Here is a 12,930-nt window from a genome sequence, read left to right as displayed (position 1 = left end):
GGTATTCCTCCGGTTGAACTGGTTTGCGCCTCTGGAGAGCGCATTCCCGATGAACATAGGCGAGATCGAGCAGCGGGAGCAAGAATCCTGCGTCCACCCGAGAAATAGCAGCGCTTCCGGCACGTCGGCCAATTCGGCCTGCGGCCTGCGCGCAAAAGGTCCGGCCATGAACGAAGTTCGCATTGCGATTTTCGTGTTCCTCTGCCTGGTCGGTGCGTCGCTCGGCGCCCTGTTCTCCTATGAACGGCTTCCGCCGCATCAGCGCCAGGACGACACCCACGCCGTCGTGCGGCTCATCGCCAACATCTTCATCGTGATGACGTCGCTCGTCCTCGGCCTGATGATCTCATCCGCCAAGGGCAGGTTCGACGCGGTCAATCGCGACGTGCACAGCTACGCGACCGAGTTGATCCTGCTCGACAGGATGCTGCTTCTCTATGGGCCCGAGGCGAGCGGAGCGCGCCGGGAGCTCCGTTCCTACACGGAACGCGCCGCCAGCGGCTGGACTGTCGAAGGCGGGCACTCCGACAAGACCAACGAACGGCTGCTCGAGGAGGTCGAAACCGGCTTGCGGGCGCTGGCACCGAGCAGGGAGCCGCAGCTTTCGATCTGGAACGACATCCGCGAGCAGTACCGCAAGGTGCTCGAACTGCGCTGGGCGCTGGTGGAACAGGCCGAGGGCTCGATCCCGCGGCCGCTGGTGCTGATGCTCGTCGCCTGGCTGGTCCTGATCTTCGCGACCTTCGGCTTCCGGGCGCCGAGGAACGCCGTGATCGTCAGCGGCTTCATCGCAGCCTCTGCCCTCATCGGCGGGGCGATCTACCTGATCGTCGACATGGATGCCCCGTTCGAGGGCCCGATCCAGGTTTCGCCCGCGCCGCTGCAACGCGCCGTCGCTGAAATGAGCCGGTAAGCCGCCCTGCCCGGCTTCGGCGACTACGTCGTCGTCGAACTCTGCCCCGGGCGCCAGACCAGCAGCTTCTTCTCGACCATGGTCACGACGGAATCGATCAGGATGACGAAGATCGCCAGGATCAGCATCCCCGAGAACACGCCGGTGACGTCGAAGACACTCTCGGCCTCGTGGATCTTGTAGCCGAGCCCGGCCGACGAGCCGAGATATTCGCCGACCACGGCGCCGACCAGCGCGAAGCCGACCGAGGTGTGCAGCGACGAGAACATCCAGGTCAGGGCAGACGGCCAGTAGACATGGCGGAAGAGCTGGCGCTCGTTCATGCCGAGCATGCGGGCATTGGCCAGCACCGTCGGCGAGACCTCGCGCACGCCCTGATAGACATTGAAGAAGACGATGAAGAAGACGAGGGTGAAGCCGAGCGCGACCTTCGACCAGATGCCGAGCCCGAACCAGAGCGCGAAGATCGGCGCCAGAACCACGCGCGGCAGGGCGTTCGCGGCCTTGATATAGGGGTCGAACACCGCCGCCAGCAGTGCGTTTCGCGCGAAGACGAAGCCGAACAGGATACCTGCTGCCGAGCCGATGACGAAGGCCAGCACCGTCTCGGTCAGCGTGATGCCGAGATGCCAGTAGATATCCGTGCCGGTCAGCTGCTTCCAGGTGCGGGCGAGGACATCGCCCGGCGTCGAGAAGAAGAACTGCGTCGTCTTGACGTCACCGAACAGGCCAGTGGTGGTGACGAGATGCCAGATCGCCAGGGCGACGACCATCACCAGCGCCTGCAGGACGAGAAGCTTCACCCGGCTCATCGCGTCGCCCCCTCGACCAGATCCTTGCCCTCGCCCATCGCATAGGCCTTCTGCACCTCGACGCGCAGCGAGGCCCAGATGTCACGGTGGATCTCGTGGAAGGCCTTCTCCAGCCTGATCTCGGCGATATCGCGCGGGCGCGGCAGCGGCACCCGGTAATCCGCGACGATGCCGGCGGCAGGGCCTGCCGACATCACCACAACCCGGTCGGACAGCGCGATCGCCTCCTCGAGGTCATGCGTCACGAAGATCAGCGCCTTCCGGTCCTTCGACCAGAGGTCGAGCAGGAGATTGCCCATGATCTGCCGCGTCTGCGCGTCGAGCGGCCCGAAGGGCTCGTCCATCAGCAGGATCTCGGGGTCGCGGATCAGCATCTGGGCCAGCGCCACGCGCTTGCGCTGACCGCCCGAGAGCATGTGGGGGTAGCGATCGACGAAGGCGCGCAGGCCGACGCGTGCGAGCCAGTCCCGCGCCCGCCTGTCGGCCTCCGCGTCGGAGACTCCCATCGGCTCTAGCGCGACCTTCACGTTGTCGAGCGCCGTCTTCCAGGGCATCAGCGCATCGGCCTGGAACAAGTAGCCCGCCCGCCGGTTCAGCCCCGAAAGCGGCTTTCCGAAAATGGTGACCGTCCCGGCCGAAGGCACCAAGAGCCCCGCCGCAGCGTTGAGCAGGGTCGACTTGCCGCAGCCGGTCGGACCGACGACCGAGACGAACTCGCCAGCGGATACGCTCAGATCGACGCCCGTCACCGCCTTGTAGCGATTGCCGCCATCGAGATGGAAGGTGATGTCGAGCCCGCCGAGCGCGACCGCGGCAGGCTGCGAGGCCGATGATGTCTGCGACGGCAAATCCATCGCTCCCGCATCGCCATGCGGGCGCTTCTGCAACTCCATGAAACCCGTTTCCCCGTCGGCGTCGGGCGCTCTTGATGGCGCCGGCCGAACCTAGTGTTCGTCGTTGCCGGGGAGACTAAGCCATCGGCCGGGATAGGCAAAGCCATCCTTCGGCTGAGGCATCTGCCGTACGCCCTGCTGCGACCATGCTTCGGTTGCAATGGTCGGACCGGGCGGCGATAAGCCCACAGCCTTCCGCTCGGGCGGCCAGGCAAGACGCGACCAGACACGAAGCGACCAGGACAGTCATGGCCCAACTCGAACTCTGGATGCAGGCGCTCGTCGAATTCATGCGCGCCAATCAGGAATGGGCGATCCCGATCGTCTTCCTGATCGCGTTCTGCGAATGTGTCGCCATCCTCTCCTGGCTCGTGCCGGCAACCGTTTTCTTCACGGCATTCGGTGCGGTGGCCGGCGCGTCGGGCCTCAATCTCGTGCCGCTGGCGATCGCGGCCGCGGCGGGCTCCGGCTTCGGGTTCTGGATTTCCTACTGGGTCGGCGAGAAACTCGGCCCGCGTGTCGATGACCACTGGCCCTTCAAGGACAGGCCTGAACTGCTGGCGCGCGGCCACGCCTTCTTCGAGAAATGGGGTGTCGCCAGCATTCTGATCGGCCACTTCTTCGGGCCGTTGCGCGCGGTGATCGCGATCGTCGCCGGCATCGTCAAGATGCCGTTCTGGCCGTTCCAGATCGCGAACTGGACCGCCTCGGCAGCCTGGGGGTTCGCCCTGATCTACGGAGCCGGCCGTCTCGCCGAAATGGCGACACAGGGTGGCATGCTGTCGCGATAACGGCGCTTCAGGCCAGGCCGAGGATTACCGCCAGCAACAGCGCCAGCGAGAGCGCCAAACCCACACCGGCCGCGACCGGTCCATCGATGACCTTCAAGACTTGCATCGCTACCTCCCATCTCTGATCGGCAACCGCGTCAATCTCAGCCAGGGAATGTCCACTTCCGCTCCGTGCCCAGAGGGCCGGCATGCGGGTTCAATAGGTCAGCATCTCCACTGCGATCCACGCCACGATCGCCAGCGCCAGCCCACCGACCAGCACCATCAGCACCGGCGCGCCGAGGAAGCCCTGCCGTGCCTCGACCGGCGTCTCGACCGCGGGATCGGCATCGCTGTGATCCTGCGCCCGCATCGGCGGAACCTTGTCGCCTCCGGCCGGCCCTTCACTCTGCGCCTTGGCGCGTTCTTCCGCCTCGATGCTCATGATCCGTTTCTCCGCGTACCCGCGACCCCTCGGCCCGGGATCAGCCGACGAACGTGTTGAAGAACGCCGCAAGGGCCAATCCGCCCAGCAACGCGCTCAGCAACGCCCAGTCCACGCCCAACTCTTCGGCCGCCTCTCGCCGGGAGGCTTTCGCATCGGACCGGTTTCGCTCCACCCCATGGCGATGCCGCTGGTCGGCTCTCTCATGATCCCATGTCATGTGCCCGCTCCCTGTGCCCCTTCCTGACGACCAAAACGCGCCGCTGCGGGATCGGTTCCGGCCGAGCTGGGACGCCGTCATGCGCGAATGCAGAAAGGCGGGCGCATCGCTGCGCCCGCCTTGATAAATCGTTCCAGATCAGAGTCTTGCAGACCGCTCCTGAATCAACTCCGCAAGGAGTTGATTCAAACGGCGAGTAGCGGCCTGGACCCGAGGCCTCAGTTCTTGGTCTTGTCGACGAGGGCCTTGGCCTTGATCCAGGGCATCATGTCGCGCAGCTTCGCGCCGACTTCCTCGATCGGGTGGGCGGCGTAGCGGGCGCGGGTCGCCTTGAACGAGGTCTGGTTGACCTTGTTCTCGAGCATCCAGTCGCGGGTGAACTTGCCCGACTGGATGTCGGCCAGAACGCGCTTCATCTCGGCCTTGGTCTCGGCGGTGATGATGCGCGGGCCGGTGACGTACTCGCCATACTCGGCCGTGTTCGAGATCGAGTAGTTCATGTTCGCGATGCCGCCCTCATAGATCAGGTCGACGATCAGCTTCACCTCGTGCAAGCACTCGAAATAGGCCATTTCGGGGGCGTAGCCGGCCTCGACCAGCGTCTCGTAGCCGGCCTTGATCAGCTCGACGAGACCGCCGCAGAGGACGACCTGCTCGCCGAACAGATCGGTCTCGCACTCTTCCTTGAAGTTGGTCTCGATGATGCCGGCGCGGCCGCCGCCATTGGCCGAGGCGTAGGACAGGCCGAGATCATGGGCGTTGCCGGTCGCGTCCTGATGGATCGCGATCAGGGTCGGCACGCCGCCGCCGCGCTGATACTCGGAGCGAACGGTGTGGCCGGGGCCCTTCGGGGCGACCATCAGAACGTCGAGATCCTTGCGCGGCTCGATCAGGTTGAAGTGCACGTTGAGGCCGTGGGCGAAGAGCAGCGCCGCGCCCTGCTTCATGTTGGCATGCAGTTCGTCGCGATAGATGTCGGCCTGCAGTTCGTCCGGCGTCAGCATCATCATGACGTCGGAGACCTTGGCGGCCTCGGTCGGGGTCATCACCGCGAAGCCGGCCTCCTCGGCCTTCTTGCGGGTCGGCGAGCCGGCCTTCAGCGCGATGACCACGTCCTTGACGCCGGAATCGCGCAGGTTGAGGGCATGGGCATGGCCCTGGCTGCCGTAGCCGACGATGCAGACCTTCTTGCCCTTGATCAGGTTGATGTCGGCATCACGATCATAATAGACGCGCATGTGAGGTGTCCTTCCTTGGGTCGTCTGGGTGGTTTCTTCAGGCTTCCGGCGCGGCTGTCTTCCGCCCGTAAAGTGCGAGGAACTGGTCGGTGGCCCGGGCAGCGTCACGCTCGATCTCGCCACGACCGAGCGTGAGGCTGTCGCCGAGCAGGAGTCGGATCTGAACGTCGCGGCCGACAAGGCCGAAGAAGGTGCGGAATGCCGTCTCGGAGTCGTCGAAGGCGAGCAGCCCCGCCTCGCGACCCGCCTCGAGCACGGGCCGCAGCCGCTCCGCGATGGCAAAGCGCCCATTCTCGAGGACGATCCGGCCGAGATTGCTCTTGCGCGACGCCGCATCGCCGATGGCGAGGCGGTTCAGCGCAATCGAGGTCGGGCTCGAGATCACGGTGAGCCAGGTCGCCGCGAAACCCTTGAGGCTATCGTGCAGGGCGGCGATGTCGAGCGTCGGCCGATCGTAGCGGCCGGCCCGGACGCGTGCGGCCTGCCAGCGCACGGTCGCCGTCAGCAGCCCGTCACGGTCGCCGAACCACTTGTAGAGCGTTTCCTTCGAGCAGCTAGCCCGGCGCGCCACCGCGGTCATGGTAAGTTGGTCGCCCTCCTCCACCATCAGCGACAGAACGGCATCGAGCACGGCCTGCTGGCGGGCCGTCGGCTCTTCCGTATCCGCTGTATTTCGCGTTGCCGACATGATCGCCGAGGGTCGAGTGATTGGCCGTACCGTACGTTACGGTTCGGCTCTCTAGCGCAGGCGGATCGCGCCGGCAAGAAGGATCTCGTACCGCGGCCATCCGCCCACTGTCGAAGGCTTGGCAGGCGAATCTAGAGGCCACCCGCCTGCTGGCTCGCCATGCGCTGCAGAAAGATAGCAGCGATGGTCAGGATGAATCCCGCCCACCACAGCGGCGAGCGCAAGCTCTTGCCGCTGCCGGGCACTTCTGGTGCGGCCTTGCCGCTCAAGCGCTGCAGGATCGGCCAAGCGAAGCAGCCGAAGCCGGCGATGCCCAGCCCCAGCGCAACCATGTTGAGCGTTTCAGGTGCCATCGACCGGCAGTCACATCGCGTCCGGTCCACGGCTCATCGCGGCGATGCCGGTGCGCGAGACCTCCGTCAGCCCGACCACCGTCATCAGCTTGATGAAGCGCTCGATTTCCTCGGTCGAGCCGGTCAGCTCGAAGACGAAGGAGGTCAGCGAGGCGTCGAGCGTGCGCGCGCCAAAGGCAGCGGCCAGCCGCATCGCCTCGACCCTGTGCTCGCCCTTGCCGACGACCTTGACCAGGGCCAGTTCGCGCTCGAGCGCCTCGCCCTGGAGGGTCAGGTCGACGACGCGATGCACCGGCACCAGCCGGTCGAGGTGCGCCTTGATCTGGTCGATGACGTTCGCCGTGCCGGAGGTCACGACCGTGATGCGCGAGAGATGCTTCTCGTGCTCCGTCTCGGACACCGTCAGGCTCTCGATGTTGTAGCCGCGGCCGGAGAACAGACCGGCGATGCGAGCGAGCACGCCCGGCTCGTTGTCGACGATCACCGCAAGGGTGTGACGGGCGACAGGCTGCGCGACGGGGGCGTTCGGGTAGTGCGTCGACGTGTTCATGAGGAGACTCGGCTGCGGCTGAGAGAGGGGCGAAAATCGGTCAGGACGGGCTCGTCGACCTCGTCCTCGGCAATGATCCACGGCTCGGCGAGAGCGCCTGCGCGCCAGGACTTAAAGCCCTGCGTCGCCTGAACCGCCGCGCAATAGGCGGTGCTGATCTCATCCGGCACTATGCCGTATCCGCTGAAGCGCGCCGTCACCGGCGCGAACATCGCATCCGCCGCCGTGAATGCACCGAACAGGAAGGGGCCGCCTGCCCCGAAGCGCTCCCGCGCCTCACGCCAGATCGTGCTGATCCGCGCGACATCGGCAGCAACCTTGGGCCCGCGATCGCGCGTCGGATGGACCCAGGCGAGATTCATCGGGCAGGCGCCGCGCAAAGCCTGGAAGCCGGCATGCATCTCGGCCGAGATCGAGCGCGCCATCGCCCGCGCAACGGGATCCCGCGGCCAGATGGCGAGATCGGGGTACAGATCGGCGACATGGTCCATGATCGCCAGCGACTCCCACACCCGGATGTCACCATCGACAAGCGCCGGCACCTTGCCGGCCGGCGTGAAGGCGGAGATCGCGCGCTTCCAGTCGGGGTCGTCGAAGGTCGGGCCAAACGGCACCAGCACCTCCTCGAAGGGAATCCCGAATTCGGTCAGCAGCAGCCAGGGCCGCAACGACCAGGAAGAATAGTTCCTGTTGGCGATGACGAGTTTCATGCGGCCTGGCTTTCTGCGGCGAGCGCGAAGTCGAGCGCGGCCTCGACATGCAACGCCGTCGTGTCGAACACGGGCAGCGTGACATCGGCTTGCGAGATCAGCAGGCCAATCTCGGTGCAGCCGAGGATGACGCCGTCAGCGCCCTCCTCTTCCGTCGCCCGGACGATAATCTCGAGGAACCGCTCCTTCGACTGCGGTGAAACCACGCCCCGGCAGAGTTCGGCGAAGATGATCTGGTGCACCGCGGCCCGGTCCGCTTCGCCCGGAACGATCGGCGCCAGCCCAGCTTTCGCCAGCCGCTCGCGGTAGAAAGGCTGCTCCATGGTGAAGCCGGTGGCGAGCAGCAGCGGCCGCCGCGATCGGGAGCCGGCGATCGTCTTCGCTGTAAGATCCACGAGATCGAGGAAGGGCAGTCGCGTCGCCGCGACGATGCAGTCAGCGACCTTGTGCATGGTGTTGGTGCAGAGCAGGACGCAGTCGGCACCGCCGCGCTCGAGCCGGCGCGCGCTCGCCGCCAGCACATCGCCGACGCCGTCCCAGTCGCCCGCCGTCATCCGTGCCGCGAGCGGTGCGAAATCAAGCGAGTGCAACAGGATCTCGGCACTGTGCAGGCCGCCGCGGCGCGCACGGATGCCCTCATTGAGAAGGCGGTAATAGACCGCGGTCGATTCCCAGCTCGTGCCGCCGATCAGGCCGATTGTCGTCATGCCCTGTCCCCGTGTCATGCCGAAGTCTTCATTCGTGGGCGCAGCGGCTCACGAAGCCACGGCAGGACGCAGCTCCGATCCTGCCCGAGATGCTCGGGACAAGCCCGAGCACGACGCTGCTTGATCAAACGAGCTGCTTGCCCTCGGCGTCGATGATCTCGCCGGTGTCGCCCTCGAAATCGGGCAGGATCATCTCGTTATGGGCCTTGCCCGACGGGATCATCGGGAAGCAGTTCTCTTCCTTGGCGACGAGGCAGTCGAAGATCACGGGCTTCGGCGTCTCGATCATCTCCATGATCGCGTCGTCGAGCTTGGCCGGGTCGTCGCAGCGGATGCCGTGGCCACCATAGGCCTCGGCCAGCTTCACGAAGTCCGGCAGCGACTGCGAGTAGCTCTCGGAATAGCGCCCGCCATGCAGCAGCTCCTGCCACTGGCGCACCATACCCATGTACTCATTGTTCAGGATGAAGATCTTGACCGGCAGCCGATACTGCACGGCCGTCGACATCTCCTGCATGTTCATCAGGATCGAGGCCTCGCCGGCGACGTCGATGACGAGAGCCTTGGGATGCTTCATCTGCACGCCGATCGCCGCCGGCAGGCCGTAGCCCATCGTGCCGAGGCCGCCCGAGGTCATCCAGCGGTTCGGCTCCTGGAACTGGAGATACTGCGCCGCCCACATCTGGTGCTGCCCGACCTCGGTCGTGATGTAGGTGTCGCGGTCCTTGGTCAGCGCGTGCAGCCGCTCCAGCGCGTATTGCGGCTTGATGACCGAATCCGACTTCTTGTAGGCGAGGCTCTTGCGCGCACGCCAGCCGTCGATCTGCGTCCACCACGCCGTCAGCGCTGTCTTGTCGATCTGCGGCGAGGTCTCGCGCCAGATCCGGACCATGTCCTCGAGCACATGGGCGCAGTCGCCGACGATGCCGATGTCGACCTTGACGTTCTTGTTGATCGAGGACGGATCGATGTCGATGTGGATCTTCTTCGAGCGCGGCGAGAAGGCGTCGATCCGGCCGGTGATGCGATCGTCGAAGCGTGCGCCGATGTTGATCATGACGTCGCAGTCATGCATCGCGAGGTTCGCCTCGTAGGTGCCGTGCATGCCGAGCATGCCGAGCCATTGCTTGTCGGCGGCCGGGAAGGCGCCGAGCCCCATCAGGGTCGAGGTGACCGGAAAGCCGGTCAGCCGGGCGAGTTCGCGCAGCAGCGCGGAAGCGTGCGGGCCGGCATTGATGACGCCGCCACCGGTATAGAAGACCGGCTTCTTGGCATTCGCCATCAGGGCGACCGCCGCCTTGATCGCGCCGAGGTCGCCCTTGACCGTCGGGCGATAGGTCTTGTGCTGGTTGTCGCGCGGCCGGCTGTAGGAGCCACTGGCGAACTGGATGTCCTTCGGGATGTCGACGACGACCGGGCCCGGGCGGCCATTGGAGGCGACGTAGAAGGCCTCGTGCAGGATGCGCGGCAGGTCCGCGATGCTCTTCACCAGGTAGTTGTGCTTGGTGCAGGAGCGGGTGATGCCGACCGTGTCGCATTCCTGGAAGGCGTCCGAGCCGATCAGATGCGTCGGGACCTGGCCGGTGATGACGACGAGGGGGATCGAGTCGAGCAGCGCATCGGTCAGACCGGTGACGGCGTTGGTCGCGCCGGGGCCCGAGGTCACGAGCACGCAGCCGACCTTGCCCGCGGTCGAGCGGGCATAGCCCTCGGCGGCGTGGACGGCGCCCTGCTCGTGGCGGACGAGGACATGCTTGACCTTGTCCTGCTGGAACAGCGCATCATAGATCGGCAGCACGGCGCCACCGGGATAGCCGAACAGATGTTCGACGCCCTGGTCCTGAAGCGCGCGGACGACCATCTCGGCACCGGTCATCATCTCGCTCATAACGGTCTCCTGCGGCAGTTCGGTTGGGGTCAAGGTCGAAAACGGGCAATAAAAAAGGCCCTCGTGGGGCCTGGACGTGCGCTGGCGTCGGGGTTGACGCGGTTCGTTTCAGAACCGGCCCCTACCAGCGCACCCGTACGATAATAAGCTTGCGCATCGCGCCTCGACCCTTTGCAGATGTTGCGGGACGCTAATCGACCCCGGCGCGGTGGTCAAGCGCAAACCATGACAACGATGCAGCCCCGCTCCAGGACGGCACTGCAGCAAATCCGATATCGCAGTGGAACCCTTTTTCAACTTCGGGTTGTTACGGTCGCCGCGCTCGCTACAGGACGACCATGTACCAGGAAGTTCACACCGACAACATCGCTGCACGCGCCCACGCGCCGGAAGTGGCGGACCTGTTGCAGCACTTCCTGCTCAACCGCGACGGCGACGGCCGCGTCCTCTATGAGAGCTTCCTCGCCGCGGTCATGCCCCGTTTCGGCGCGGACCTCCTGGTCCTCGCTCCGACCGGCGACGGTGACTACGCCTTCATCCACTACGGCCGCGAGATCATTCGCTATACCGGAGCCAGCCGACTCAGCGAGCGCGTCTCGGGCATGACGCCGCAGGTGGCACGTTTCACCATCGCCTGCTGCGACCAGACCCTGGCCAGCGGCAAACCGACCTATACCGTCCATCGGTCGAAAGCGACCGTCCGCGTCTGCCTCTGGGAGCGCCTGCTCATGCCGGCCACGGCCGCGGATGGCAGCCGCTATGTCATCGCGTTCAGCCGGCCGCTGCAGTTCCACGAGGAGATGCTGAGGACGGTGCTCGAAACCTCGCCATCCGGCATCGTGGCGTTGCGCGCCGTCCGCGACCTCGACGGCCGCGTCGAGCGGACCGTGGTCATCACGGCCAACCGCCGCGCCGCCGCGCTCGCGAGGCGCCCCGATGGCGAACTTCTCGACGAGGACGCCAGGATCTCCCTGCCCTTCCTGGCCGATCCGATGGTCTGGCGGCGCTGCCTCTATGCGCTCGACCTGCGCCGCCCAGACATGATCGAGACCTGCTACTCGGCCAAGGGCCAGACCGCCTGGCTGCAGATTGCAGTCGCGCCCCTCGGCGACGGGCTCGTCCTGACGATCACGGATGTGACCGACCTGATCGTCGCCAACCAGACCCTCCAGAGCCGTGCCGCGACGCTCGCTCTGGAGATCGGCCGCGAGCGGGCCACCCGCCGCGCCCTCTCGCAGGATATCGAGCAGCGCGAGGAGCGCGAGAAGGAACTGCGCCGCCTGGCCGAAACCGATCCGCTGACGGCGTTGCTCAATCGCCGCTCCTTCAGCGAGAAGGCCAATGCGGCGATCCTCGACGCCGAGCAGAGCGGCAGCGACATCTCGCTGATCGTGGTCGATCTCGATCACTTCAAGTCGGTCAATGATAGCTACGGCCATCCGGCCGGCGATGCGGTGATCCGGGCTTTCGCCGATGTGCTGCTCGGCCTGGTCCGGACAGAGCGCGATCTCGTCGGCCGCTTCGGCGGCGAGGAATTTGCCATCCTGCTGCCCGGCGCCGACCTCGATGCGGCGCTGCGCATCGCGCTGCGGGTCGAGGATGCCCTTGCCTCCCGCCGCCTGCCGGTCTCCGAGACGCTGGCGCTGCAGGTCTCCGCCAGCCTAGGCATCGCCACGCGATCCAGCCCGGAGACGCTCGCGGCCCTGGTAGAGCGCGCCGACCGCGCCCTCTACCGCGCCAAGAACGAGGGCCGCAGCTGTATTCGGATCTCGGATCCCGACGTCTCGGTCGCGGCCTGACCGCTCACAGCCCGGCATCAAGGGCGCGCAGCGCAACCTCGCGCGCGCCCTCGGGAGCGACTGCCTGCCAGCCCGCCATCTGATGCCGGAACCAGGTGACCTGCCGCTTGGCATAGGCGCGCGTATCCGCCTGGCCGCGCGCGATGGCCTCGTCCAGTCCGATCTCACCGTCGAGATGGGCGATCAGTCCGGGAACGCCATGTGCCCGCATGACCGGTAGAAGCGGGTCGAGCCGGCGCTCGCGCAAGGCCGCGACCTCGTCCAGCGCGCCCTGCGCGATCATCTGCTCGAAGCGCCGGTCGATGCGCGAGCGCACCTCCTCGCGCTCCGGGTGGATGAAGAGCTTCAGCATCGGCAGCGCATCCAGCGGCCCGGGATGGCGCTCGCCCTGGAAGCTGGCGATCGACCGCCCAGTGGCAAGATGAACCTCGAGCGCACGCATGATGCGCATCCGATCCGTGGGCCTGAGCCGTTCCGCCATGACCGGGTCGAGGCGCGCGAGCTCGGCGTGAAGCAGGCCCGTCTCCTGTCCGTCGACGCGCGCCCGGAAGGTAGAGCGGACCGCCTCCGGCACGGGCGGGATCGCCGAGAAGCCGTCGGTCAGCGCCTTGAAGTAGAGGCCCGTGCCGCCGACCAGGATCGGCAGGGAGCCGGTCCGGCCAAGCTCCGACAGCACGCCCGCAACATCCTCTGCATAGCGCATCGCCGAATAATTGATCGCGCCGTCGACATGACCGTAGAGCCGATGCGGCACGATCTCCTCTTCCTCAGGCGTCGGGCGTGCCGAGAGGACCCTGAGATCGGCATAGACCTGCATGGAATCGACGTTGACCACGGTGCCGCCCAGGCGTCGCGCGATCTCGATCGCCAGAGCGGACTTGCCGCTCGCGGTCGGACCTGCGATGAGCACCGCCCTGATCTCCGCCCCGTCCATCATCACCTGA

At 66.2% G+C, this 12,930-nt stretch carries 15 protein-coding genes; 3 read left to right on the top strand and 12 right to left on the bottom strand.

The genetic code is table 11. The features are described 5' to 3' along the window. Positions 1–166: 166 nt before the first annotated feature. Positions 167–913 (top strand): bestrophin-like domain, encoded by a 747-nt coding sequence (locus VGN82_RS24385; protein ID WP_327529659.1) that lies wholly within the window; start codon positions 167–169, stop codon positions 911–913. Positions 914–936: 23 nt separating this feature from the next. On the opposite strand, the gene VGN82_RS24380 is transcribed toward VGN82_RS24385, so the two are convergent. Continuing rightward, positions 937–1,725: an ABC transporter permease gene (locus VGN82_RS24380; RefSeq protein WP_327529658.1), complete on the bottom strand. Its 789-nt coding sequence runs from the start codon at positions 1,723–1,725 to the stop codon at positions 937–939. Further along, entirely contained in the window at positions 1,722–2,579 is an 858-nt protein-coding gene (locus VGN82_RS24375) for an ABC transporter ATP-binding protein (protein WP_327529950.1), read from the bottom strand. Before VGN82_RS24375 ends, VGN82_RS24380 begins: the two co-directional genes overlap by 4 nt. A gap of 287 nt (positions 2,580–2,866) precedes the next feature. On the opposite strand from VGN82_RS24375, the gene VGN82_RS24370 reads away from it, so the two are divergent. After that, entirely contained in the window at positions 2,867–3,409 is a 543-nt protein-coding gene (locus VGN82_RS24370) for a DedA family protein (RefSeq protein WP_327529657.1), read from the top strand. 196 nt (positions 3,410–3,605) lie between these two features. Here VGN82_RS24370 and VGN82_RS24365 read toward each other — a convergent pair whose 3' ends face one another. The 9 genes from VGN82_RS24365 to VGN82_RS24325 form a co-directional block, all read right to left on the bottom strand. Further along, entirely contained in the window at positions 3,606–3,833 is a 228-nt protein-coding gene (locus tag VGN82_RS24365) for a hypothetical protein (protein WP_327529963.1), read from the bottom strand. 40 nt (positions 3,834–3,873) lie between these two features. Further along, positions 3,874–4,053 (bottom strand): hypothetical protein, encoded by a 180-nt coding sequence (locus tag VGN82_RS24360; RefSeq protein ID WP_327529656.1) that lies wholly within the window; start codon positions 4,051–4,053, stop codon positions 3,874–3,876. Positions 4,054–4,271: 218 nt separating this feature from the next. Continuing rightward, the gene (ilvC, locus tag VGN82_RS24355; protein WP_327529655.1) at positions 4,272–5,291 is read right to left on the bottom strand and encodes a ketol-acid reductoisomerase; all 1,020 of its coding nucleotides are present in this window, start codon (positions 5,289–5,291) and stop codon (positions 4,272–4,274) included. Between the two features lie 37 nt (positions 5,292–5,328). After that, positions 5,329–5,979 (bottom strand): TetR/AcrR family transcriptional regulator, encoded by a 651-nt coding sequence (locus VGN82_RS24350; RefSeq protein ID WP_327529654.1) that lies wholly within the window; start codon positions 5,977–5,979, stop codon positions 5,329–5,331. A gap of 131 nt (positions 5,980–6,110) precedes the next feature. Further along, a complete protein-coding gene (locus tag VGN82_RS24345) occupies positions 6,111–6,332 on the bottom strand; it encodes a hypothetical protein (RefSeq protein WP_327529653.1) in 222 nt (73 codons plus the stop codon). A 10-nt stretch (positions 6,333–6,342) separates the two neighbouring features. After that, positions 6,343–6,882, bottom strand: a complete 540-nt coding sequence (ilvN, locus tag VGN82_RS24340) for an acetolactate synthase small subunit (protein WP_327529652.1) — start codon at positions 6,880–6,882, stop codon at positions 6,343–6,345. Beyond that, complete coding sequence (locus VGN82_RS24335) at positions 6,879–7,592, bottom strand: glutathione S-transferase family protein (RefSeq protein ID WP_327529651.1); 714 nt, start codon at positions 7,590–7,592, stop codon at positions 6,879–6,881. Before VGN82_RS24335 ends, ilvN begins: the two co-directional genes overlap by 4 nt. Continuing rightward, positions 7,589–8,317, bottom strand: coding sequence for an aspartate/glutamate racemase family protein (locus VGN82_RS24330; protein ID WP_327529650.1), 729 nt, complete (start codon positions 8,315–8,317; stop codon positions 7,589–7,591). Before VGN82_RS24330 ends, VGN82_RS24335 begins: the two co-directional genes overlap by 4 nt. A gap of 106 nt (positions 8,318–8,423) precedes the next feature. Further along, positions 8,424–10,187, bottom strand: a complete 1,764-nt coding sequence (locus VGN82_RS24325; RefSeq protein WP_327529649.1) for an acetolactate synthase 3 large subunit — start codon at positions 10,185–10,187, stop codon at positions 8,424–8,426. Between the two features lie 338 nt (positions 10,188–10,525). On the opposite strand from VGN82_RS24325, the gene VGN82_RS24320 reads away from it, so the two are divergent. Continuing rightward, complete coding sequence (locus tag VGN82_RS24320) at positions 10,526–11,986, top strand: GGDEF domain-containing protein (RefSeq protein WP_327529648.1); 1,461 nt, start codon at positions 10,526–10,528, stop codon at positions 11,984–11,986. Positions 11,987–11,990: 4 nt separating this feature from the next. On the opposite strand, the gene miaA is transcribed toward VGN82_RS24320, so the two are convergent. Continuing rightward, positions 11,991–12,926 (bottom strand): tRNA (adenosine(37)-N6)-dimethylallyltransferase MiaA, encoded by a 936-nt coding sequence (miaA, locus tag VGN82_RS24315; RefSeq protein ID WP_414644399.1) that lies wholly within the window; start codon positions 12,924–12,926, stop codon positions 11,991–11,993. Positions 12,927–12,930: the final 4 nt, after the last annotated feature.

This window comes from Allobosea sp., assembly GCF_035999205.1.
Lineage (GTDB): Bacteria > Pseudomonadota > Alphaproteobacteria > Rhizobiales > Beijerinckiaceae > Allobosea.
Note: the sequence above shows the minus strand (reverse complement) of the source record. Positions and strands in the feature narration are given on the sequence as shown.